Below are 22603 nucleotides of genomic sequence, written 5' to 3'. Positions count from 1 at the left end.
CCGTGCGAGGGAGGGCGTGAGGGCGGGAGGGGGGAGGCAGGGTGCCGTGCGAGGGAGGGCGGGAGGGGGGACTGGGAGGGGGAGCGGGAGGGGTGAGGCGGTGGGGTCGGTGCCGCCGCGGGGCGGGGCGCGCCGCGGCGGGCGGGCAGGGTCCGGCCGGGAGCCGGTGGGCGGCTCCCGGCCGAGGGGGCGCTACCGCTTCAGGAGCCGCACCGACAGTCCGTCCGCCGTGTACACGGGCACGGCCCGCAGTGTGTCGGAGTCCAGCTCGACGCGGTCGAAGCGGCCACGCAGCGCCGGGGCGTCGAGGACGCGCACGGTGCTGCCGGCGGCCGGGGGCCGCTCGGTGTCGAGGCGGAGCGACAGCACGGCGCCCGCCCCCAGCACGACCCGCCGGGTCGCCGTCAGGACCGCCTGATGCCGGCCCGCGCCCAGCGTCGCCTCCAGCGTGCCGGCCTCCTGAGCGAACAGCCCGCGCACCGCGGCCGGTTCGTCGATCCGCAGCGTCCCGCCGAGCACCCGCACGTCACCGTGGCCCAGGGCGTGGACGGCGGCGGAGACCAGCACGCCGTCCTCCACCACGGTGCCGCCCGTGTACCGGTTGCGGCCGGACAGGGTGAGCGTGCCGGTGCCCCTCTTCGTCAGACCGCCCCGGCCGCCGATGTCGTTGCGCCAGGCGTCGGCCGCGTGGAAACCGCCCGCGGACGCGTCCAGCGTGACCGTGACGTCCGAGGCGAACGAGCCGTAACCGTCGGCCGCCGTGAACAGGTCGAGCCGCCCCCACTGCTCGAAGCCGTCGAGCAGCACGTAGCCCGAGGGCAGCGCGGTCGTGCGCAGCACCTCGCGGCGCTGGGCGGCGTCCAGGTACGGCAGCCGCGTCTCCAGCAGCACCTCCGCGCCCTTGGGCACGGTCAGCGGCTCGGCACGGCCCTCCCGGGTGAGGACGTAGGTCAGACGCGGCTCGACGGCGCGGGCGTTGGCGCCCCGGTCGGCGTACGCGTCGTCCGCGTCGGAGTGGGCGTACGCGAACAGTGTGTCGGGCGTGCTGCCCGTCCGCCCGGTGAAGTAGGCCAGGGCCTGCGCCCGCGCCGCTTGCTTGAGCTCGGCGTTGGCCGGGTCGGCGAGCGTGGCCGCGGCGAGGGCGGTGGCCATGATGCGGCCGCCGAGGACGTCGACGGTGGAGTGCATGCCCGACACGATCCGGGTGTGGCTCAGCTCGAACGCGCGCGTCACCAGCTCCTGGAACCGCTCCGGCACGGCGTACGCGAACGCCAGGGCGGCCAGGTGGAAGGCGTTGGTGTGGCCGCTGGGGAAGCCGCCGTCGTCGACGGGGGAGGTGCTGCGCTGGCGCAGCAGCTGGGGGACGACGACCACCTTCGAGTCGTAGACCGGGTAGCCGAGCGCGTCCGTGCGGCCGGTGTCGACGACCTCGCTGTCCTCGTTCATCCGCCACGGCCGCGGGTACTGGAAGGCGTACTTGCCGGGGTTGCCGGAGGCGTACGGCCCGCGCACGGTGTCGACCAGCCGGGCGACGTCCCCGAGGTCCGAGGTGTACGCGCCCGCGCCGGTCGCGGAACCGGCCGGGGCGTCGGCGGGCACGGCGTCGCTGATCGTCGTCGCGGGCGTGGTGTCCGGGGCGCTGGTGATCGAGGTGACCGCCTTGGCGCCCGCCTTGTAGAGCTCGGCGAGCGGGCCCAGGGCGGCGATCATCGCGTAGCTCTGGTGCTGGCGGTCGTGGACGAACGCCTCCTTCGCCTGCGCCTCGGTCCGCGCGGCGGTGACGCGGGCGCAGTAGCGCATGTTGGCGCGCAGCACCTCGGGGCGCAGCGCGGTGCCGGTGTTCCAGGCGGCGCCCGTCTTCCAGACCTCGGCCATGCCGCCGAGGATCCGCACGACGGCGTTGGTCTCGGGCGTGAGGTTCGTCAGGACGTTCGTCCGGTAGTCGTCGACGAACGCGAGGGGTGCCGTGGCGGCCTTCGCGTCGGCGGCGGCCGGCCAGGAGACGAGCGTCGGGGCGGCGACCAGCGCGGCGGAACCTCCCAGGGAGACCCTCAGGAAGCCCCTCCTGTTCACGGCCGAGTGCGTGCGGTGCCCGGCGGGGGACGGCATGGATGTGCCTCTCTTCGGTTCTGCGGCCGTGGGGCCGGGAGCGGGGGAGGACGCGCGGACCGGTACGGGTCCGGCGGGTCCGGCAGTCGGTGAGCCGAGCCGCGTGGTGCGCCCGAGCGAAGATCTACGGCCAGGCCGTGTCCCGTCGGGGAGGGCGCGGCGACCGTGGTGCGTCCTGCGGGTGAACGGGGGGCGCGGGTTCACAGGAACTGCCTGCGTGCCGGTGGGGGCCGACCACGGACGGCGGGCCCGCCCCTCTCCCGTCGGAGGGTGACCGCGAGAGGGGCGGGCCGCGGTGTGTTCCGCGCGCGGGAGCCGAGGGGCCGTGTCCCGTGGGGCCGCCGCCACCGCGTGGCCGTGCTGCGGCGGCCCCGCGCGGGCGTCGCGCCGGGCTGCGGCGGCGGGCGAACCGCGCCTGGGAACCAGGAAGGAAACGGACCTGGGGACCAGGAGTGAACCGCGCCTGGGGATCAGGAGTGAACCGCGCCCGGAAGACCGGGAGTCGAGAAGTCGGGGAAGCCCCGGGACGGGCCTCGGACGGAGTACGGCAGGCGAGTACCGTTACGTTCGTTAGGAAGTTAACTAACGAAGTACAGTGCGTCAAGAGTCGTCACGCGGCCGGTCGTCCGACCGGCCGTCGAGGGAGCGCAAGGGAGCGCGACGGCGTGGCGCCCGGGCAACCGTCGCCGCCTCCCGCACGGGCCGTCGACCCGGGAGCGCGTCGCCGCGAGCGTACGGGCCGTCCACCCGGGGGCGCGTCGCCGTGTCCCGTACGGGCCGTCGACCCGGGAGCGCGGCCCCTGACCCGAGTGGGGGAACTGTGGAACACGACGTGGCAAGAGCCCCCCGCCTCACCGAGAGCGCGAGCGCGGTGTTCGCCGTGCTGGCCGGGGCGGGCAGCGCGACCCGGCCGCAGCTCGCGAGCCTGGCGGGCCTGTCCAAGCCGACGGTGTCCTCCGCCGTCGCGGAACTGGAGGGCGCCCGGCTCGCCGCCCACTCCGGCACCGCCTCCAGCGGCACGGGCCGCTCGGCGGCCGTCTACCGGCTGGGACCGGCCGCCGGGGCCGTGCTCGCCGTCGACCTCGGACCCGCCCTCACCCGGGTGCGCGGCTGCGCCCTGGACGGCACCCCGCTCGCCGAGGCCACCGGCTCCCGGGCGGACGCCGCCGACGTCGTACGCCGGGCGCTCGGCGCGCTGCCCGGCGGCGCCCCGCTGCGGACCATCGTCGTCGCCGTCGGCGACGTCACCGCGCGGGGCGAGGGCGGCACCGGAACGCGCCCCGCGACCGCCAAGGCCGGTCCCGTCTTCGACGCCGTGGCCGTCGCGCTGCCGCCCGGCGTCCCCGTCCACGTCGAGAACAACGTCAACTGCGCCGCGCTCGCGGAACTGCACGAGGGCGCGGCCCGCGGCCGGCACACCTTCGGCTACCTGCGGATCGGCGTGGGCGTCGGCCTGGGCATCGTCGTCGGGGGGCGGGTGCTGCGCGGGGCGAACGGCGCCGCCGGGGAACTGGCCCGGCTGCCCTACCCGTGGGCCGAGGGCAGCGAGCCCCGCCGCGAGGCCCTGGAGGAGTACATCGGCGAGCGCTCCCTGGTACGGCGGGCGGCCGAGGCCTGGCGGGACGGCGACGGGCCGTGCCCGCGCACCGCCGGGCAGTTGTTCGCGCTCGCCCGGCAGGGGCGGCCCGCGGCCCGCGCGGTCGTCGACCGCCACGCCGTGGACGTGGGCCGGCTCGCCGCCGCCGTGACCGCCGTACTGGACCCGGGGCTGATCGTGCTGGGCGGCAGCACCGGCGCCGACCCGCGGCTCCTGCCCGGCGTGCGGGCCGAGCTGGACCGGCTGAGCTGGCCCACCGAGGTGGTCAGCAGCACGGTGGGGGAGCTCGGCACCGTCGTCGGCGCGGCACGGCTCGCGGTGGCCCGGGGAGTCCAAAACGTGACCCGGGCGGCGAGGGCGGAGGATTGACGGCTTCCGACTCGGTCTGCCAATGTCCGGACAAGCGCTTTCTAAGCCGGTCGGGACACCGGCTTGGGGTGAGCGTCCCGCCCGTACCCGAGGTACGGCAGCCGCGCGAGGGCGTGCTCGCGCGACGACGGCCAGGACGGCCGGGGATCCCCACCCGTGAGGACGGCGCGGCCGGGCGAGGCCGCACCCCCGGAAGGCGCCCTTCCGAGCAGACCGTGCCCGAGCCGCCGCGACCGGCCGGGAAATCCGTCACGCACCTTCCAGGGAGGACCCGGTGGGTCACCACTTCTCGCGCAGAACCCTTCTCCGCACCGCGAGCGGTCTCGCCGCCGCCGGCGCGCTGAGCGCCTGTGCCGGCGGTACCGGCGCCGGCACCACCAGCGACAAGCTGACGATGATCTGGTGGGGCAGCGACGAGCGCCACGCGGCCTACAAGAAGGCGCTCGCCACCTTCCAGAAGGACAACCCGGAGATCGAGGTCCAGGAGACCTACTCCGGGTACGACGGCTACTTCGACAAGTTCAACACCAACGTCGCCGGCGGCAGCGCACCGGACCTCCTCCAGATGGACACCGCGCTGGTCGCCCAGTACGCCCGCAAGGGTGTCCTCGCCCCGCTCGACTCCTACGTCGGCAAGACCCTCGACCTCACCGGCTTCTCCACGACGCTCCTGGCCGCCGGCACCGTCGACGGCAAGCTCTACGGCGTCCCCTCCGGCATCGGCGTCAACCAGCTCACCGTCAACCGCAGCGGCCTGGAGGCCCTGGGACTGGAGCTGCCGGACCGCGAGTGGACCTGGACGGACCTCAAGGACGTCGCCCAGCAGGTGTACAAGAAGAGCGGCGGCAAGACCTACGGCGTCGACGACGGCGGCGGCTCCACCCTCCAGTGCTTCGAGATCTTCGCCCGGGAGAAGGGCCAGACCTTCTTCTCCGACGACGGCAAGAAGCTCGGCTTCACCGCCGACACCCTCCAGGAGTGGTGGGAGTACTGGGCCGCGATGCGCAAGGCCAACGCCTCCCCGCCGCCGGCGATCACCTCCGCCGCTCACAACGACCTCACCAAGAACGCGGTCGTCATCGGCAAGGCCCTGTTCACCTTCGACTCCGGCGTCTACGGCGCGGGCGGCTCCATCACCGACGCGCAGCTGGACTTCCTGCCCACCCCGCAGGGCGACTTCTCCGGAGCCCGCGAGGGCAACTTCGTCAACGGCGGTGTGCTGCTCAGCGCCACCAAAACGAGCAAGAAGATCGGCGACTCCGTCAAGATCATGTCGTTCTTCGCGCAGGACGAGACCGCCATCGAGGACATGCAGCTGCTGCGCGGCATCCCGCCCACGGACAAGGCCCGCTCCCTGATCGCCTCGGGCCTGTCCGAGACGGACAAGCTGAACATGGAGAACGCCGACTACATCTCCCAGCGCGTGGCCAAGGCGACGAACGCCCTGCCCGCGCCGGTTCCCCCGCCGCAGGGCGCCGACCAGGTCTGGGACCTGCTGTTCCAGTCCAACCTCGCGGTGGCCTTCGGCAAGAAGTCCATCAAGGCCCAGCTGGGCGAGTTCTTCGACCAGGCGGCCGGAATCCTGGCCGAGTAGGCCGCAGCGCACGTCAGCACACCGGGAGAGGGGCCAGGGAGATGAGTATGACCACCGCGAAGACCGACCGGGTCGTGAAGGAGCCGCCCGCCGGGGCGACGCCGTCCGGCTCGCGGGAGCGCGACCGGATGCGCCGCCGCCTCGCCAGACGGCGGGGCGGGGGATGGTGGCCGTACCTCTTCCTGGCCCCCTGGTTCGTCGGCCTGTTCGGGCTGACGATCTACCCGATGCTCGACTCGCTGTACCTGTCCTTCACCAAGTTCGACCTGCTGACCCCACCGCAGTGGGCCGGCACCCGGAACTACGAGAAGATGTTCGCCGACGACCCGGTCTTCTGGGACTCGGTGCACGCCACCCTCGTGTACGTCGCCGTCTCCGTCCCCCTGAAGCTCGCGCTCGCGCTGGGCGTGGCGATGCTCCTCAACCGCGACCTGAAGGGCATCGGCCTGTACCGGGCCGCCTTCTACCTGCCGTCGCTGCTGGGCGGCGCGGTGGCCGTCGCCATCGTGTGGCGGCAGGTCTTCGGCGGCGACGGCCTCTTCAACGACTTCCTCGCCTGGTTCGGCATCCAGGGCCAGGACTGGATCTCCAGCCCCGACAGCGCGCTCTACACACTCGTGCTGCTGGCCGTCTGGCAGTTCGGCACCCCGATGGTCATCTTCCTCGCCGGCCTCAAGCAACTGCCGAAGGACGTGTACGAGGCGGCCGCGATCGACGGCGTCACCCCCGTCACCCGGTTCTTCAGGATCACCCTGCCGCTGTTGACCCCGATCGTGTTCTTCAACGTCGTCCTCCAGATCATCGACGCCTTCAAGACCTTCACGCCGGCCTTCGTGATCAGCAACGGCTCGGGCGGACCGCTCAACTCGACCATGCTGTACTCCCTCTACCTGTACAAGAAGGGCTTCACCGACCTCCAGATGGGATACGCCTCGGCGCTGGCCTGGGTGCTGTTCCTGGTCATCGCAGGCTTCACGGCGGTCAACTTCATCGCCAGCCGCTACTGGGTCCACTACGACGACTGAGCGAGGAGTCCCCACCCCATGTCCGCCACCACCCCGGCCCGCACCCCGAAGTCCCCGCTGCACCGACTGCGTTCGGCCACCGGCTCGCGCCGCATCCTCCTCCACACCCTGCTCGTCGGCGTCGCGGTCGTCATGCTGTACCCGCTGCTGTGGATGCTCAGCAGCTCCTTCAAACCCGACACCGAGATCTTCACCCACCCCGGACTCGTCCCGAACGCGCTGCGCCCGGAGAACTACTCCGAGGGCTGGAGCGGCTCCGGCAACTCCTTCTCCCTCTACATCACCAACTCGCTGATCGTCACCATCGGCGCGGTGATCGGCAACGTGATCTCCTGCTCGCTGGCCGCCTACGCCTTCGCGCGCTTCGAGTTCCGCGGCAAGAAGATCTGGTTCGGCCTGATGCTCGGCACGCTCATGCTGCCCACCCAGGCCGTCCTGATCCCGCAGTACACGATCTTCTACAACCTGACCTGGATCAACACCTACCTGCCGCTGATCGTGCCGAAGTTCCTCGCGGTGGACGCCTTCTTCATCTTCCTGATGGTGCAGTTCATCCGCTCCATCCCGCGCGAACTGGACCAGGCGGCCATGATGGACGGCGCCAACCCGCTGCAGATCTACTGGAAGATCATCCTGCCGCTGATGAAGCCGGCCCTGATCACCACCACGATCTTCACCTTCATCTGGACCTACGACGACTTCCTCCACCAGCTCGTCTACCTCCAGCAGAACGACAAGTTCACCGTCCCCCTCGGCCTGACCCTCTTCCTCGACCAGACCAGCGGCTCCTCCTACGGCGCGATGTTCGCCATGTCGACACTCGCGCTCCTGCCGACGCTCATCTGCTTCCTCGTCTTCCAGAAGAGGCTGGTCGAAGGCCTGGCGACCTCCGGTATGAAGGGCTGATCCGCGACATGCACCTCCCCCACCAGCGCGGCCCGCTGCACGACCTCCCGGACACCCCCGAGGCGTACGACGCCGTCCTCGCCGACGTCACCGAGCAGGCCCTCGCCCGGCTCACGCCCGAGGGCAACCTCGAACACCCCGACTGCGTCGACGACATCGGCGACACCTCCCTCGGCATCACCTCCCTGCTGGCCCTGGCCTGGCAGCGCACCCGGGACCCGCGGCTGCCCGAGGCGGTCCGCCGCAGCCTCGCCTTCCACCTGCGCGAACGGGTCTACCGGGACGACAACCCCGGCTACCCCAACCTCAGGGTGCGCGCCTCCGGCCTGCCGTACGCCCGTTACACCCTGGCGGCCGGAGCCCATCCCATCGGCGACTGGCCGAGCACGGTGTGGGCGCTGCTCCAGGCGGTGAACGTCCTCGACACGGCCGACGGCCCGGTCGACGACGACCTGCGCGCGGACCTGCTGGAGGTGGCGCACGGCTACTGGCGATGGCTGACCGAGGCGACCTTCTTCAACCCGCAGCACGCGGGCAACCAGGCCATCGGCTGCGTGGTGGGCGGCCTGATGCTCGCGCGCCACCTCCCGCCCGCGCAGGGCGAACCGGTCCGCGCGCGGGCGATGGCGCTGTACCGCGACGAGATCCGGGCGCACCGCGTCCGCGACCGGGGCGCCCTGCTGCCCCCCGAGCACGGCGGCGCCTACGACAACAACTACGGCCCGATCTCCCTGTCCTTCCTGGCCCAGGCCCACCGGATCAGCGGCGAGGACGTCTTCGCCGAGGACGGCGACGCGCTCGCCCGCTACATCGACGCCCGCCTGACGGGCGGCGGCTTCGACAACGGCGGCCCCCGCTACAGCGAACAGCACTCCGCCTTCGAGTCGGTCCTCGGCCTGCGCTACTTCAGCCGCCGCATCGGCTCCGACCTGGGCCGCTACCGGGGCGACACCCGCTGGGCACGGCACGCGGTCAAGGCGGACGGCGGCGTCGACGGCCACTTCGCGTGGATGCTGGTCTGGCAGATCCAGGACACCACGCGCTGGCACCGGGAGCCGTCCACCACGGCCACCCGGCACCAACTGCGCGCCGGCACGGTCTCCGTCGCCTTCGACGACCGGATGACCCCGGCCGTGGTCGAGGCGGGCGGCACCTACTACCTCCCCGCCGCCGTCGACCGCCGGCACGGCTTCGGCCCCGTCACCGACGGCTTCCTGCTGTGCCGTCCCATGGGCGAGGTCCGCGTCCGCGACGTCCGCGCCGACGGCCTGGCCGCCAAGCTGGTCACCCAGCCCGTGGTCGGCCGCGACCACGTCCTGCGCCACGTGCGCTCCCTGTACGTCACCGACGGCGCGACCCTGTGGACGACGGTGGCCGTGGAACGCCTCGACGGCACGCCGTACCTGCTGGCCGGGATGCCGTACGCCGAGGACGACGGCGACCGGGTGCGGCGCACGGCCCGGGGGGCGGTCGCCTCGGCCGGCGCGCTGCGCCTGACGCACCCCGACCCGGCGGGCCCGGACCACTTCGACGCCCGCGCCGACCTCACCCAGGAGCAGGCCGCCTTCGCCCTCGCCGCCGACCCGCGCGGCTACGGCGACCCCGACGAGGGCTGGAAGCACCTGGTCGCCTCCACGGCCCTGGAGGCCGACCCGGTCCCGGACGCGCCGGAGGACCTGCACGTGTTCGCGGTGCGGTACGGCTCGCGGGAGCCACTGGCGGTGTCCGTCGCGTGGGGCGAGGAGGGGCTGACCGTGCGGACGGCCGCCTTCACCGCCGTACTCGGGGACGACGACGCGCACGGGGAGCCACGGCTGACGCTGCGCGGGGCCTGATCGCGCACCCGCCGGACGCGGCGGGCCGTCCGCGCGGCTCAGACGGGCAGCCCGAGCAGGCCCCAGCCGCGCCGCGCCGTCTCGTCGACGACCACGGCCCATTCGCGCAGCAGCACCGTGAAGGCGTCGAAGTCCTCGATCCGGCCCCCGGGGTCCGCCGCGTGCCGGTCGTACTCCTCGCGCAGGCCCTCGAGGAGGGGCTCGGCGCGGGCCCAGTGCGCGGCGATGCCGGGGACGAGGGCGGGCGGGCAGGCGAGCAGCAGCCTCGGCTTCCAGGGGGTGGCGTCCGCGGGGAAGAGGCCCGACTCCGGCAGGTCGTCCCCTTCCCCGATCAGATGGAAGAGGAAGCCGTCCAGGGACTCCCGCAGCGCGGGCCCAGCGAACTCCCGTGCGGTGTCCCAGCCCTCGGCCGCCCAGAAGTGCGGTTTGTAGGACCCGTTGGTGCAGCGGAACTCGTAGCGGCCGCTCCACGGCACCTTCGGGGAGGCGGGGAGCACCCAGCCGACGGCGGGTTCCGCGTCCCACGCGGCGTCCTCGGGGCAGGCCGCCTCGTACAGCAGGTCCTGCCGTTCAGCCGCCGGTGTCCGCTCCAACTCCGCCCAGTCCAGCCCCAGCACGGTGATGTCCAGCCCCATGCGGCCACCCTACGACGTCCCGCACCACCAGGTCGGCCCGCTCCCGGGTCGTCGCGACGAGGTCGGCGTTGCGCTGGTCGGAGTCCCGCACCCAGGCCGCCGCAGCCTCGTGCGCCTTGCCGAACTCCTCGTGCCGGGCGACCAGCCGGCGGACGCGTTCCGCCTCGTCCGTCTCGCAGAACCACACCTCGTCCAGCTCGGGCCGCACCCGCGCCCACGCGCCTGTTTTCAGCAGCAGGTAGTTGCCCTCCGTGACCACGAGCCGGGCCGTCGGCGGCACCGGGACCGCGCCCGCGAGCGGCTGCTCCAGGACCCGTTCGAAGCCGGGCGCGTACACGATGTCGTCGCCCTCCGCATCCTCGCGCAGCCGGCGCAGCAGGGCCGCGTACCCGGCCGCGTCGAAGGTGTCGGGCGCGCCCTTGCGGCCGCGGCGGCCGAGCCGGTCGAGCTCGGCGTCGGCGAGGTGGAAGCCGTCCATCGGGACGTGCGCCACCCACGGCTGCCCGGTGCCGTTCAGCTCCCGCACCAGGTGCTCGGCGAGGGTCGTCTTGCCGGCGCCGGGGCCGCCGGCGATGCCGAGGAGGGCGCGTCGGCCGCCCGGAGCCAGGGAACGCGCACGCAGGAGCAGATCGTCGAAGGTGAGCACGGAACCGAGTGTCGCAGTCCGGCGGCGCCCCGGACACGGAGAGGGGCGGCTGCGGCCGGTGTCCGCTCCGCGCACGCGGCGCGACCGGTGGGGGAGCGCGCGGCACCACCACTCGTTCCCGCCCGCCTGACACACCGTCACCGGCGGGATGTGGCGCGCGCCACACCGATGGGCACCCCCGGGCGGGGGAACCGGTCCTGTATGACGACGACGCTCGGACTCCCGGACACCATCCAGGCCTGCCTCTTCGACCTCGACGGGGTCGTCACCAGGACGGCGGTGGTGCACGCGGCCGCCTGGAAGGAGACGTTCGACGCGTTCCTGCGCGAACGGGAGGGCGAGGACTTCCGGCCGTTCGACAGCTCCGGCGACTACGACGAGTACGTCGACGGCCGCCCGCGCGCCGACGGCGTCCGCACCTTCCTCGCCTCCCGCGGCATCCACCTGCCCGAGGGCGGCCCCGGTGACCCGCCGGACGCCGCGACCGTCCACGGCCTCGGCAACCGCAAGAACGAACTGCTGCTGGAGAAGATCCGCACCCAGGGCGTCCAGGCCTACGACGGCACCCTGCGCTATCTGGAGGCCGTCCGCGCGGCGGGCCTGCGCACCGCGATCGTCTCCTCCAGCGCCAACACCCGGGACGTGCTGCGCTCGATCGGCGCCGAGGACTTCTTCGAGGTGCGCGTCGACGGCGTGGTCGCCGCCGAGCGCGGACTGCCGGGCAAGCCGCACCCCGACACCTTCCTGGCCGCCGCCCGCGACCTCGGTGTCGAACCGGCCCGCGCCGCCGTCTTCGAGGACGCGCTGGCCGGCATGGACGCGGGCCGGTCCGGGCACTTCGGATACGTCGTCGGCGTCGACCGGACGGGCCAGGCCGACGCCCTGTACGCGCACGGCGCGGACGTCGTCGTGCAGGACCTGGCCGACCTGGCCGGAGCGGGGGGACACGCTTGATCACCGACCGGTCCTACGCCGTCGACCCCTGGTGCGTGCGCGAGACGCACCTCGACCTCGACGTCCTCGCCCAGAGCGAGTCGGTGTTCGCCCTGTCCAACGGGCACGTCGGCTGGCGCGGCAACCTCGACGAGGGCGAACCCCACGGACTGCCCGGCTCCTACCTCAACGGCGTGTACGAGCTGCACCCGCTGCCCTACGCGGAAGCCGGGTACGGCTACCCGGAGTCCGGCCAGACCGTCATCAACGTCACCAACGGCAAGGTCCTCAGGCTGCTCGTCGACGACGAGCCGTTCGACCTGCGCTACGGGCGCCTCGTCTCCCACGAGCGCGTCCTGGACCTGCGCCGGGGCGTGCTGGAGCGCACCTGCGAATGGACCTCGCCAGCCGGCACCACGGTCCGGGTGCGCTCGACGCGGCTGGTCTCCCTCACCCAGCGGGCCGTCGCCGCCGTCGCCTACGAGGTGGAGGCCGTCGGCAGCCGCTCCCGGGTCGTCATCCAGTCGGAGCTGGTCGCCAACGAGAGCATCCCGGAGCCGAACGGCGACCCGCGCGCGGCCCGCGCCCTGAAGTCGCCGCTGGAACCGGAGGAGGACACCACCTCGGGCCACCGCCTGCGCCTGGTGCACCGCACCAGGCGCAGCGGCCTGCGCGTCGCCGTCGCCGCCGACCACACCGTCACCGGCCCCGACCGCACCACCACCGACAGCGAGAGCAACGTCGACGTGGCCCGGCTGACCGTCACCTCCGTGCTGGAGCCGGGCGAGAGGCTGCGGGTGGAGAAGCTCGTCGCGCACGGCTGGTCCGGCGCCCGCTCCCGGCCCGCGATGAGCGACCAGGTGGAGGCGGCGCTCGCGGCGGCGGGACACAGCGGCTGGCAGGGCCTCCTCGACGACCAGCGGGCCTACCTCGACGACTTCTGGGCGCGCGCCGACGTCGAGGTCGTCGGCGACGAGGAGATCCAGCAGGCCGTCCGCTTCGCCCTCTTCCACGTCCTCCAGGCCGGCGCCCGCGCCGAGCAGCGCGCCATACCGGCCAAGGGGCTGACCGGCTCCGGCTACGACGGCCACGCCTTCTGGGACACCGAGACCTTCGTGCTGCCCCTGCTCACCTACACCGCTCCCGAGGCCGTCTCCGAAGCGCTGCGCTGGCGGCAGAACACCCTGCCCGCAGCCCGCGAGCGCGCCGCCCAACTCGGCCTGCGCGGCGCCGCGTTCCCCTGGCGCACCATCGAGGGCTCGGAGGGCTCCGCCTACTGGCCGGCCGGCACGGCCGCCTTCCACGTCAACGCCGACATCGCCGACGCCGTGGTCCGCTACGTCGCGGCGACCGGCGACACCCTCTTCGAACGCGACACGGGCGTCGAACTGCTGGTGGAGACGGCCCGCCTGTGGCGCTCGCTCGGCCACCACGACGCACACGGCGTCTTCCACATCGACGGCGTCACCGGCCCCGACGAGTACAGCGCCGTCGCCGACGACAACGTGTACACCAACCTCATGGCCCGGCAGAACCTGCTCGCCGCCGCCGACGTCGTCGAACGCCATCCCGAGCGGGCCGCCGCGCTCGGCGTCGACCCGGAGGAGAGCGCGTCCTGGCGGGACGCCGCGCAGGCGGTGGCCGTCCCCTACAACGACGAACTCGGCGTGCACGAACAGCACGCGGGCTTCACCCGCTACCAGCGCTGGGACTTCGACGGCACCCGCCCCGACCAGTACCCCCTGCTGCTGCACTTCCCCTACTTCGACCTGTACCGCAAGCAGGTGGTCAAGCAGGCGGACCTGGTGCTGGCGATGTACACCTGCGGCAGCTTCTTCGACGAGGAGCAGACCGCCCGCAACTTCGCCTACTACGAACCGCTGACCGTCCGCGACTCCTCCCTGTCGGCGTGCTGCCAGGCCGTCGTCGCCGCCCGGGCCGGCCATCTCGGCCTGGCCTACGACTACACCGTCGAGGCCGCCCTGATGGACCTGGCGGACCTGGAGCACAACACCCGCGACGGCCTGCACATCGCCTCCCTCGCCGGCACCTGGACGGCACTGGTCGCCGGGTTCGGCGGGCTGCGCCGCGACGGCGACCGCATCGGCTTCGCCCCCCGCCTGCCGGACCGGCTCGGCCGCCTCGCCTTCTCCCTCCAGATCCTCGGCCGCCGCCTGCACGTGGAGGTCGGCCCGGACAAGGCCACCTACACCCTGCTCTCCGGCCCGCCCCTGACGATCGGCCACCACGGCACCCGGGTGCACCTCAACGGGGACGGCCCGGCCGTACGGGACATCCCGCCGGCCCCGGAGCGCCCGGCGCCCGAGCAGCCCCCGCACCGCCGCCCCAACGCCCGCTGACGGCCGGCCGGCGGTCCGCCGGCCGGCCCAACCCCGCCCTGCGGGTCCGTCCCCCTCGGGTTACTTTGGCCGTGTTTTCCACGGTTCCATGGTTTCTCGGTTTCTCCGGCTCCGGACCCAAGGGGTGGACGATGGCCCACGGCACGAACGCCATGTCCGTCGGCGCGCGACGAGGCACCCCGGCGGCCGAGCACGGCGGCCGCGGGCGCACGCGCGGCGCGTGGCTGCTCGCCGCCGTGGCCGCCGCCTTCACCGTGGCCCAGCTGGTCCTCGTCCGGCCCACCCTGGGCCTCGGCTGGGACGAGACCGTGTACGTCAGCCAGAACAGCGCCCAGGCGCCCCCGGCGTTCTTCAGCGCCCCGCGCGCCCGGGGCGTCTCCCTGCTGGTCGCGCCGATCACGTCCTGGTCGACCTCCACCGAACTGCTCCGCGGCTACCTCGCGCTGCTGTCCGGCCTCGGCCTCCTGCTGGCCCTGCGCGTCTGGCGCGGCCTCTTCCCGGCCCGCGTGCTCGCCGCCGCCGGCGCCCTCTTCGCCTCCCTGTGGGTGACGCTGTTCTACGGCCCGGCCGCCATGCCCAACCTCTGGGTCGCCCTCGGCGCCCTCGCCTGCGCCGGCTGCTGTCTGCGGGTCCGCGCGGACCACCGGGACCGGGCCGCGCCGTGGGGCGTCGCGGCGGGTGCCGCGCTCATGGCGTGGATGCGGCCCACCGACGCCGTGTGGATCGCCCTGCCGCTGCTCGCCCTGGCGGTGGCGGGCCGCAGGGTACGCCTCGGGCTCGTCCTCCTGGCGGGGCTTGCGACGGGCGTCGGACAGTGGGTGATCGAGGCCCACCTCGCCTTCGGCGGGCTCGCCGAGCGGCTGTCCGAGGGATCCCGCGTCCAGGGCGGGCTCGGCTGGAACATCGCCGTGGACGACCAGCTGCGCGGCCTGGTCGGCCGGACCCTGTGCCGCCCCTGCACCGGCCCCCTGCCGCACCCGGCCGTCATCGCGTGGTGGTGCCTCCTGCCGGTCCTCGCCGCCGCCGGACTCGCGGTCGCGGCCCGGGCCCGGCGCACCACCCCCACCCTGCTCCCACTGGCCTGCGCCACCACCGCCGCCCTGCCCTACCTGTTCCTGATCGGCTACGCGGCACCGCGCTTCCTGCTCCCCGCGTACCTGCTGCTCGCCATCCCGGTCGCCGACGCCCTGTTCCACCTGGTCACCAGGGCCGACGGCCGGTGCCGCCCGGTCGCCGCCGCCCTGGTCGCGGTGGGCCTGGCCGGGCACCTGGCGGTGCAGTACGCCGTCCTGCACCGCACCGTCGACCGCACCGCCGCCGACCGCCGCGACTGGAGCCGCACCGCCTCCGACCTGCACCGGCTGGGCGTCCGCCCGCCCTGTCTGCTCACCGGGACCGACGCCATTCCCGTCGCCTTCTACACCGGCTGCTCCTCGGCCAACCCGCGCGGGCACAACGTCAACGCGACCGAGGCGGGCATCCTGGGCACCGCCCGCAGGATCCCGACCGCCGCCCTCTCCCGCCCCGGCGGCCCGCCACCGCCCTACGCCCGCGACTGGGAGCGCCACCCCTCCGCCGGTCTCGACCTGCGCCTCGCGCCCCCGCCCCGCGCGAACGGACCCGCATGACGTCGGGGCAGGCCCCGGCCGCGGGGCTCTCCGTCGGCCCCGTGGCGGCCCGCAAGGGTGTCTACTGGCAGACCGCCCTCACCCTCACCGTCCTCGGAGCCGCCGGCTGGCTGGCGGGCCGGCACTGGCCCGTCCTGGAGACCGGTGTCCGGCGGCTCGCGGTCGCCGACCAGGGCTGGCTGCTGGCCGCGGCGGCCGCCGCCTGCGTCACCTGGCCGTGCGCGGCCCTCGCCCAGCAGGGGTCCGTGCTGCGGCCCCTGCCGACCGGGCGGCTGGTGGCCGCGCAGTTCGCCGCCTCCGCCGCCAACCAGGTCCTGCCCGCCGGGCTCGGCGCCGGCGCCGTCACCCTGCGCTTCCTCATGCGGTGCGGACTGCCCGCCGGCCGCGCGGCGACCGCCGTGGGGGCCAAGGCCACGGCCGGCGGGGTGGCGCGCGCCGCCCTCGTCGCCGTCCTCGCCGCCGCCTGCCCGGGCGCGCCGCGGATCCCGCACGGCTGGAACGGCGGGACGGCCGGTGCCTGCGCGGCCCTCGGCGCCTGCGTCCTCGCGGCAGGCCTCCTGCGGCCGCGGTGCCGGCGGATCGTGGCCGGGGTGACGGCCGACATCCGGGCCGTGCACGCGCGGCCGCGGCGGGCGGCCGCCCTGTGGGGCGGTTCGGCGGCGTTCGCCGCGCTGCACGCATGCGTGCTGATCGCCGTCACCCGGGCCGTCGCGCTGCCCCTGCCCGCGGCACGGGTCGCGCTGCTCTACCTCGCCGCGAGCAGCGCCGCCGCCCTGCTGCCCACACCGGGCGGACTCGGCCCACTGGACGCGGCACTCGCCTTCGCGCTGGCCACCGCCGGCGCGCCCGCCTCCGCGGCCGCCTCCGCGGTGCTCGGCTACCGGCTCCTGACCGTCTGGCTGCCGCTGCTGCCCGGTCTGCTGGTGCTCGGCGTCCTGGTCCGCCGCGGGGCGCTGTGACCCGGTCCGGGGTTTCCCGGGCGCCGGCACCTGGTAGGAGTCCGGTGGCCGGTCCGGCGGACGAGGGGGAGTGCCATGGCGGGGAACGACCACGGCGGGCGGCTGGGGGAGGAGTTCTTCACCCCGGGCACCTCGTCCTTCACCGACTTCCTGGCGGCGCACCGCCCGGAGCTGCTGGGCACGCGCCGGATCCTCCCCGACGGCGTACGGGCCGCGCCGGACCGGGTACCGCACGGCACCACCGTGCTCGCCCTCGCCTTCCGCGACGGCGTGCTGCTCGCCGGCGACCGCAGGGCCACCATGGGCAACCTCATCGCCCAGCGCGACCTGGAGAAGGTGCACCCCGCCGACGACCACACCGCCGTCGCCTTCGCCGGCACCGTGGGGCTGGCGCTGGACCTGGTGAAGCTCTACCAGGTCGAGCTGGCGCACTTCGAGAAGATCGAGGGCACCGCGATGACCCTCGGCGCCAAGGCGCGCCGCCTGGCCGGAATGATCCGGCAGAACCTCGGCCAGGCCATGCAGGGCCTCGCCGTGGTCCCCCTCCTCACCGGCTACGACCCTTCCGCGCCCGAGGGCCGGCGCGGCCGCATCTTCTCCTTCGACCTGGCCGGCGGCCTGTACGAGAAGCGGGACTTCCACGCCGAGGGCTCCGGTTCGCCGTACGCGCGGGGCGCGTTGAAGAAGCTCTACCGCAGGGACATGGACCGGCGGGAGGCGGTCCTCGCCGCCCTCCAGGCGCTGTACGACGCGGCGGACGACGACTCCGCGACCGGCGGCCCCGACCTCAACCGGAGGATCTTCCCCGTCGTCTCGGTCATCACCGAGGACGGCTTCGAGCGGCTGTCCGAACCGGAGACGGAGGAGCTGAGCCGCGAGACGATCGCCCAGCGCCACACCCGACCGGACGGACCGAACGCCGCCCCCGCACCATGACCGCTACGCCGTGACCTCGGGGGCCGCTCGTCACCCGCTCGTCACCCACGCGCCGGACGGACGACCGGTCACCGGTACCGGCCGGCGGTCACCCAGGGTTGGGGCGCGTGTGGCGGGATACGCGGACGGGGAGAACGCGACGCATCGGCACAGGGAGGACCCATGGGTACGGAGCCCGAGATCACGGGCGACGACGTCCACCAGCCCACCGGCACCAACGAGGAGCAGGAGGACGCCGCCCCGCTCGACCTCCAGGACGCCGTCGACGAGCGCACCTACGACGACATCCTGGACGAGGGCTACTCCCCGCCGGAGAAGCCGCTCGGCGTCACCAAGTACGGCACCACCGCGGCCGAACAGCACGACGGCGAGACCCTGGACCAGCGCCTCGCGCAGGAGGTGCCGGACATGACCGGGCCCGCCGGGGACGGGATCGGCGACGTCCCCGGCGGTGAGGGCGAGCCGGTCGACCCGGAGGCGGGCGGGGAGCGCGCCGGCCGCCTGGTCGCCCCCGACGAGGGGGCGCACCCCGACGCCACCAAGGAGGAGATCGCCGAGGACATCGGCATCGACGCGGGGGCCGCGGGCGCGGAGGAGGCCGCCGTCCACGTGGTGGACGACGACGAGCTGCCCTGAGAGGGGGCCGCCCGCCCCGCGGGCGGTGTCCCCGTTCACTCCCCGATGCGGTCCAGCTGACGGAGCCGGTTGGTGGCGTCGAGGGCCGCGACCTTGTAGGACTCGGCGAGCGTCGGGTAGTTGAACACGGCGTCGACGAGGTAGTCGACGGTGCCGCCGAGGCCCATCACGGACTGCCCGATGTGGATCAGTTCGGTCGCGCCCGAGCCGAAGCAGTGCACGCCGAGCAGCGTGCGGTCCGCGGGCGAGACGAGCAGCTTCAGCATGCCGTACGCGTCCCCGATGATCTGGCCGCGGGCCAGCTCCCGGTAGCGGGCCACGCCCACCTCGAACGGTACCCGCTCCTCGGTGAGCCGGTCCTCCGTCCGCCCCACGAAGCTGATCTCCGGGATCGTGTAGATGCCGATCGGCTGGAGCCGGTGCATCCGCCCGACGGGCTCGCCGCACGCGTGGTAGGCGGCCGCGCGCCCCTGCTCCATCGCCGTCGCGGCGAGCGCCGGGAACCCGATCACGTCTCCGACGGCGTAGATGTGCGGCACCCCCGTGCGGTAGTGCTCGTCCACGGCGATCCGGCCGCGGGCGTCCGCCGCGAGCCCCGCCCGCTCCAGCTCCAGCCCGTCGGTCAGGCCCTGCCGGCCCGCCGAGTACATCACCACGTCCGCGGGGATCTTCTTGCCGCTCTCCAGCACGGTCAGCGCGCCCCGCGGGTGCCGCTCGACGGCGGCGACGGTCTCCCCGAACCGGAAGGTCACCGCCAGCTCCCGCAGGTGGTACCTGAGCGACTCGACGATCTCGACGTCGCACATGTCGAGCATGCCGGCCCGCTTCTCGACCACGGTGACCTTGCTGCCCAGGGCGGCGAACATGGACGCGTACTCCATGCCGATCACGCCCGCGCCGACGATCACCAGGGACCGCGGGACCCGTTCGATGGTCAGGACGTTGTCGGAGTCGAGGATGGTGCGGCCGTCGAACTCCACGCTCTCCGGCCGCGCGGGCCGCGTCCCGGTGGCGATCACGATGTGCTCGGCGGTGACCAGCCGCTCCTGGCCGCCGGCCTCGCCCAGGGCCACCGTGTGCTCGTCGACGAACCGGCCGGTGCCGGTGAACCGGGTGACGTGGTTGCGGGTCAACTGACTGCGCACGACGTCGACCTCACGCCCCAGCACATGCTGGGTCCGCGCGGTCAGGTCGGCGACGGTGATGTCCTCCTTCAGGCGGTAGCTCTGCCCGTAGAGGTCGCGCTGGGTGAGGCCGGTGAGGTAGAGCACCGCCTCCCGCAGGGTCTTGGAGGGGATGGTTCCGGTGTGCAGGGAGACCCCGCCGAGCATGTCGGGGCGGTCGACGACGGCCACACGGCGGCCGAGTTTCGCGGCGGCGATGGCGGCCTTCTGGCCGCCGGGACCTGATCCGAGGACGAGCATGTCGAAGTCGGGCACCCTCCGGAGTCTGACAGCCCGGGGGCTCCCTGCGGAAGGGCGGAAGGGCGGACCGGGGACGGTCCGCCGCCCGGTCAGGGCAGCAGCTTCTCGATGGCGGCGGGACCCTCCTCGTCGAGCTTGCGCCGCGCCCACTCCAGGTTGCGCGGGGTGAGGTCCCTGCCCGCCGCCAGCACCATGTCCTCCGGCGACACCTCGGTGCCGGTGCGGCTGTGCAGCAGGTTGTCCGGGGTGGTGCGGTCGGAGGACGGCCGGGAGGCATCGGGCTGTGAGGTCGACATGATCTGTGCTCCTCGGTCCGGAGGGCTGCTTCGGACCCGGTGCGGTCACCGAGTCCACTATCACCATTCACCGAGGGAGCGCACCCCGCATCCGGAGACGCCGACGCACCGGGGCACCGGCCCGGAACCGGGAGGCTCCCTCGGGCGCACGAGTACCGCACCGGACGCGACGCAACCCGATCCGGCTCTTCGCGCGCTCGACGCGAGCGACCTCCGTCTGCGAGCGACGTCCCCCTGTCCGACGCGTCGCCTCGCCCCGAGCCGCTCGGCGCCCGCGACCGTCCCGCACCGGCGTACCGGCTCACCGTGTACCGCCCCGACGGGAAGCGGGCCGTCCTGCGCGACGGCCGGGCCGTCGCCCGCGCCGTCCGGTGGAGCGGGCGACGGCGACACCGACCCCGGAGCACCGCGGCCACGGGCACGCGGACGGCCTGCTCGCCGAGTGCGCCCGCCATTTCGTCGCGCACGGCGCCGAGTTCGCCGCCGGTGCCACGGACCGGGGCGACGTCCCCATCGCCGCCCCTCCACCAGGGCCGGGTGTCCGGTCGTCCGGGAGGGGGACGTCGACGCCGTCCGAGGGGGAGAGGCGGCCCGGACGCGGGCCCGCTTCCCCTACGGTCACCGGCCGTTGGGAACGACTGGTGGCCTCCGGCAGGTTTGCGGATCCCGTGTCCGTGCATTCGGGAGACGTACACGTTTTCCAAAGGAAAAGGGAGGAACCGTGGGCATCATCGCGTGGATTCTGATAGGCCTGCTCGCCGGTGCCATCGCCAAGCTGCTGCTGCCCGGCAAGGACCCCGGCGGCATCATCGTCACGATGCTCATCGGCGTCGCCGGCGGTCTGCTCGGCGGCTGGCTCGGCAAGGTGATCTTCGGCGTGGACTCGATCGACGGCTTCTTCGACCTGTCCACCTGGGTCGCCGCGATCGTCGGCTCGCTCATCCTGCTCATCCTCTACCGGGCCGTCACCGGCAACCGGCGCTCGCACCGGCACGCCTGACCGGCCGCGGCCACCGCGGCCTCAGCCCAGGCTGCCGGACGACAGGGCCTCCGCCTCGGCGAGTACCTCGGTGACCCGCAGACCGAACGGCGCGTCGCACGCGTGCGGACGGCCGTCCCGGGCCGCGGCGCCCAGCGCGTCCGCGGCCCGGCCGAGGGCCGAGACGGCGTCCGAGGCGCTCGGCGGGAGCCGCACCACCCCGGCCTCGCCCCGGAGCTCCACGGCCGAGCCCGCCGCCGAGGGCGGAGCCGTCAGACTGAGCGTCAGCGTGCTGGACGCCCCGCCCGCATGGTCCAGGACCATGTGCACGGTGTCCCCGGGCCCCCGCCCGGCGGCCGACACCCGGCGCACGTCCCCCAGCACCGGAAGCAGCACGGACAGCGCGTGCGGCCCCACGTCCCACAGGGCGCCCTTCTCCCGGCGCCACGGCGTGGCGAACGGGCTGTCCCCCGTGAACACCGCCCCCAGCCACTGCGCGTGCCCCGTGAACCAGCCTCCCGCCGAAGCCTGTTCGGCGATCCAGGCCTCGGGCTCGGGCAGGAAGCGGGTGGTGAAGAAGACGACCGAGGCGACTTCCGCCTCCCGTACGGCCCGCGCCACCGCCCGCGCCCCCGGCACCGTCGCGGCGACGGGCTTGTCGAGCAGCAGGTGCCGGCCGGCTTCGGCGGCGCGTACCGCAAGGTCCGCCTGGACGTCCGGCGGCAGCGCGACGGCGACCGCGTCCACGTCCGCGAGCAGGGCGTCCACGTCGTCGTAGGGCCGGGTGCCGTGGCGTTCGGCCAGTTCCCGGGCGGCGGCGGGGCGGCGGCCCCAGACACCGACGAGGTCGACACTCCCGTGTTCGCTCAGGGCGGGGGCGTGCACCATCTGCGCCCAGGGGCCCGTGCCGAGCAGACCGATGCGCATGTCGCTGACTCTCCCTGCTGCCGGAGGAGGTGACGGCCGGCGCCGGGAGCGGCACCGTCCGCGGGCGAGCCTCGCACACGGACGGCGCCTGCGGCAGTCCGGGGCGGTCGGACCTGCCGGGGCGGTCGGGCCTGCCGGGGCGGTCGGGGCGGCCGGACCCGCCATGGCGGTCGGACCTGTCATGGCGGTCGGGCCTCCCGTGGCGGCCGGGACTCCCGTGGCCGGTCAGGCGGCCCCGGGGCGCGGGTGTCCGTGGCGGTCAGGCGGCCCCGGGGCGCGGGTGTCCGTGGCCGGTCAGGCCGCCCGGGGCTCCGGGTCTCCGTGGCGGTCAGGCCGCCCGGGGCTCCGGGTGTCCGTCGCCCGTCGCCGGTTCCCCGCTTTCGGCGGGGTCCCGGACCAGGCGCAGGTGTCGCCTGCGGGCGGCATGCCGCGGCCCGGCCCGGCCGGGGCAGGGCCGGACAGACGGTCCTCGACGCGGTCCATGACCACCAGCAGTACGGACATCAGCGGCAGCAGCAGAACGGCGACCCACAGCACGGTGTTCTCCTCGTCAGGCGACACCACCCGGGTGCTCCGATTCGGGCCCGTGATGCCTGTGCCGGGCGCACCGTCGGGCCCGGGAGCGCCGGGACACCGGTCGTGTGGGCCGGGAGCGCCGGGACACCGGTCGTGTGGGCCGGGAGCGCCGGGACGCGGGTCGTGTGGGCCGGGCGTGCCGGGGTGGGCACAGGCAGGTACCGCACGGACCCGGCTGGTGCGGAGGGGGCCGCCGTGGGGACCGTGGTGGTGCTGCGGTGGATGGGGGCCGT

At 74.3% G+C, this 22603-nt stretch carries 19 protein-coding genes; 12 read left to right on the top strand and 7 right to left on the bottom strand.

Annotated features, from left to right (window positions below; genetic code table 11):
• Positions 1 to 192: 192 nt before the first annotated feature.
• Entirely contained in the window at positions 193 to 2109 is a 1917-nt protein-coding gene (locus ACIP67_RS35390; RefSeq protein WP_401697392.1) for a phosphatase PAP2 family protein, read from the bottom strand.
• Positions 2110 to 2941: 832 nt separating this feature from the next.
• On the opposite strand from ACIP67_RS35390, the gene ACIP67_RS35385 reads away from it, so the two are divergent.
• From ACIP67_RS35385 to ACIP67_RS35365, 5 genes are all read left to right on the top strand, one after another.
• Entirely contained in the window at positions 2942 to 4075 is a 1134-nt protein-coding gene (locus tag ACIP67_RS35385) for an ROK family transcriptional regulator (RefSeq protein WP_401697391.1), read from the top strand.
• A 274-nt stretch (positions 4076 to 4349) separates the two neighbouring features.
• On the top strand, positions 4350 to 5669 hold the full coding sequence (locus ACIP67_RS35380) for an ABC transporter substrate-binding protein (protein ID WP_401697390.1): 1320 nt from the start codon (positions 4350 to 4352) through the stop codon (positions 5667 to 5669).
• Between the two features lie 47 nt (positions 5670 to 5716).
• A complete protein-coding gene (locus ACIP67_RS35375; RefSeq protein ID WP_401697388.1) occupies positions 5717 to 6694 on the top strand; it encodes a carbohydrate ABC transporter permease in 978 nt (325 codons plus the stop codon).
• Positions 6695 to 6712: 18 nt separating this feature from the next.
• Positions 6713 to 7600 (top strand): carbohydrate ABC transporter permease, encoded by an 888-nt coding sequence (locus tag ACIP67_RS35370; protein WP_401697387.1) that lies wholly within the window; start codon positions 6713 to 6715, stop codon positions 7598 to 7600.
• An 8-nt stretch (positions 7601 to 7608) separates the two neighbouring features.
• On the top strand, positions 7609 to 9435 hold the full coding sequence (locus ACIP67_RS35365; protein ID WP_401697386.1) for a hypothetical protein: 1827 nt from the start codon (positions 7609 to 7611) through the stop codon (positions 9433 to 9435).
• Positions 9436 to 9473: 38 nt separating this feature from the next.
• On the opposite strand, the gene ACIP67_RS35360 is transcribed toward ACIP67_RS35365, so the two are convergent.
• Entirely contained in the window at positions 9474 to 10070 is a 597-nt protein-coding gene (locus ACIP67_RS35360; RefSeq protein WP_401697384.1) for a hypothetical protein, read from the bottom strand.
• Positions 10006 to 10716, bottom strand: coding sequence for a nucleoside/nucleotide kinase family protein (locus ACIP67_RS35355; protein ID WP_401697382.1), 711 nt, complete (start codon positions 10714 to 10716; stop codon positions 10006 to 10008). The genes ACIP67_RS35360 and ACIP67_RS35355 overlap by 65 nt, the downstream gene beginning before the upstream one ends.
• Before the next feature lie 201 nt (positions 10717 to 10917).
• Between ACIP67_RS35355 and ACIP67_RS35350 the strand changes: the two genes are divergently transcribed.
• The 6 genes from ACIP67_RS35350 to ACIP67_RS35325 all read left to right on the top strand — a co-directional run bounded on the left by ACIP67_RS35350 (position 10918) and on the right by ACIP67_RS35325 (position 18168).
• A complete protein-coding gene (locus ACIP67_RS35350; RefSeq protein ID WP_401697380.1) occupies positions 10918 to 11670 on the top strand; it encodes a beta-phosphoglucomutase family hydrolase in 753 nt (250 codons plus the stop codon).
• Positions 11667 to 14009 (top strand): glycoside hydrolase family 65 protein, encoded by a 2343-nt coding sequence (locus tag ACIP67_RS35345; protein ID WP_401697379.1) that lies wholly within the window; start codon positions 11667 to 11669, stop codon positions 14007 to 14009. The genes ACIP67_RS35350 and ACIP67_RS35345 overlap by 4 nt, the downstream gene beginning before the upstream one ends.
• 131 nt (positions 14010 to 14140) lie before the next feature.
• Entirely contained in the window at positions 14141 to 15637 is a 1497-nt protein-coding gene (locus ACIP67_RS35340) for a hypothetical protein (RefSeq protein WP_401697377.1), read from the top strand.
• The gene (locus tag ACIP67_RS35335) at positions 15634 to 16596 is read left to right on the top strand and encodes a lysylphosphatidylglycerol synthase domain-containing protein (protein ID WP_401697376.1); all 963 of its coding nucleotides are present in this window, start codon (positions 15634 to 15636) and stop codon (positions 16594 to 16596) included. The genes ACIP67_RS35340 and ACIP67_RS35335 overlap by 4 nt, the downstream gene beginning before the upstream one ends.
• A gap of 75 nt (positions 16597 to 16671) precedes the next feature.
• Complete coding sequence (gene prcB, locus ACIP67_RS35330) at positions 16672 to 17532, top strand: proteasome subunit beta (RefSeq protein WP_401697375.1); 861 nt, start codon at positions 16672 to 16674, stop codon at positions 17530 to 17532.
• 162 nt (positions 17533 to 17694) lie between these two features.
• Positions 17695 to 18168 (top strand): DUF5709 domain-containing protein, encoded by a 474-nt coding sequence (locus tag ACIP67_RS35325; protein WP_401697374.1) that lies wholly within the window; start codon positions 17695 to 17697, stop codon positions 18166 to 18168.
• A gap of 35 nt (positions 18169 to 18203) precedes the next feature.
• On the opposite strand, the gene sthA is transcribed toward ACIP67_RS35325, so the two are convergent.
• Together sthA and ACIP67_RS35315 are read right to left on the bottom strand one after the other, a co-directional pair.
• Positions 18204 to 19607: a Si-specific NAD(P)(+) transhydrogenase gene (gene sthA / locus ACIP67_RS35320; protein ID WP_401697372.1), complete on the bottom strand. Its 1404-nt coding sequence runs from the start codon at positions 19605 to 19607 to the stop codon at positions 18204 to 18206.
• Positions 19608 to 19681: 74 nt separating this feature from the next.
• Positions 19682 to 19888: a hypothetical protein gene (locus tag ACIP67_RS35315; protein ID WP_385068197.1), complete on the bottom strand. Its 207-nt coding sequence runs from the start codon at positions 19886 to 19888 to the stop codon at positions 19682 to 19684.
• 721 nt (positions 19889 to 20609) lie between these two features.
• Between ACIP67_RS35315 and ACIP67_RS35310 the strand changes: the two genes are divergently transcribed.
• Complete coding sequence (locus ACIP67_RS35310; protein WP_389518195.1) at positions 20610 to 20888, top strand: GlsB/YeaQ/YmgE family stress response membrane protein; 279 nt, start codon at positions 20610 to 20612, stop codon at positions 20886 to 20888.
• Positions 20889 to 20909: 21 nt separating this feature from the next.
• On the opposite strand, the gene ACIP67_RS35305 is transcribed toward ACIP67_RS35310, so the two are convergent.
• Together ACIP67_RS35305 and ACIP67_RS35300 are read right to left on the bottom strand one after the other, a co-directional pair.
• Positions 20910 to 21794, bottom strand: a complete 885-nt coding sequence (locus ACIP67_RS35305) for a Gfo/Idh/MocA family protein (RefSeq protein ID WP_401697371.1) — start codon at positions 21792 to 21794, stop codon at positions 20910 to 20912.
• A gap of 294 nt (positions 21795 to 22088) precedes the next feature.
• Positions 22089 to 22358, bottom strand: coding sequence for a hypothetical protein (locus tag ACIP67_RS35300; protein WP_401697369.1), 270 nt, complete (start codon positions 22356 to 22358; stop codon positions 22089 to 22091).
• Between the last annotated feature and the right edge of the window lie 245 nt (positions 22359 to 22603).

Source organism: Streptomyces sp. NPDC088812, from assembly GCF_044750285.1.
In the GTDB taxonomy this organism is placed as follows: domain Bacteria; phylum Actinomycetota; class Actinomycetes; order Streptomycetales; family Streptomycetaceae; genus Streptomyces.
Note: the sequence above shows the minus strand (reverse complement) of the source record. Positions and strands in the feature narration are given on the sequence as shown.

Excerpts from the sequence above, each read along its gene's own strand:
- ACIP67_RS35335 (WP_401697376.1), top strand. The coding sequence starts at position 15,634 with ATGACGTCGGGGCAGGCCCCGGCCGCGGGGCTCTCCGTCGGCCCCGTG.
- ACIP67_RS35315 (WP_385068197.1), bottom strand. The coding sequence starts at position 19,888 with ATGTCGACCTCACAGCCCGATGCCTCCCGGCCGTCCTCCGACCGCACC.
- ACIP67_RS35390 (WP_401697392.1), bottom strand. The coding sequence starts at position 2,109 with ATGCCGTCCCCCGCCGGGCACCGCACGCACTCGGCCGTGAACAGGAGG.
- ACIP67_RS35375 (WP_401697388.1), top strand. The coding sequence starts at position 5,717 with ATGACCACCGCGAAGACCGACCGGGTCGTGAAGGAGCCGCCCGCCGGG.
- ACIP67_RS35360 (WP_401697384.1), bottom strand. The coding sequence starts at position 10,070 with ATGGGGCTGGACATCACCGTGCTGGGGCTGGACTGGGCGGAGTTGGAG.
- ACIP67_RS35365 (WP_401697386.1), top strand. The coding sequence starts at position 7,609 with ATGCACCTCCCCCACCAGCGCGGCCCGCTGCACGACCTCCCGGACACC.
- ACIP67_RS35370 (WP_401697387.1), top strand. The coding sequence starts at position 6,713 with ATGTCCGCCACCACCCCGGCCCGCACCCCGAAGTCCCCGCTGCACCGA.
- ACIP67_RS35350 (WP_401697380.1), top strand. The coding sequence starts at position 10,918 with ATGACGACGACGCTCGGACTCCCGGACACCATCCAGGCCTGCCTCTTC.
- ACIP67_RS35305 (WP_401697371.1), bottom strand. The coding sequence starts at position 21,794 with ATGCGCATCGGTCTGCTCGGCACGGGCCCCTGGGCGCAGATGGTGCAC.
- ACIP67_RS35325 (WP_401697374.1), top strand. The coding sequence starts at position 17,695 with ATGGGTACGGAGCCCGAGATCACGGGCGACGACGTCCACCAGCCCACC.
- prcB (WP_401697375.1), top strand. The coding sequence starts at position 16,672 with ATGGCGGGGAACGACCACGGCGGGCGGCTGGGGGAGGAGTTCTTCACC.
- ACIP67_RS35340 (WP_401697377.1), top strand. The coding sequence starts at position 14,141 with ATGGCCCACGGCACGAACGCCATGTCCGTCGGCGCGCGACGAGGCACC.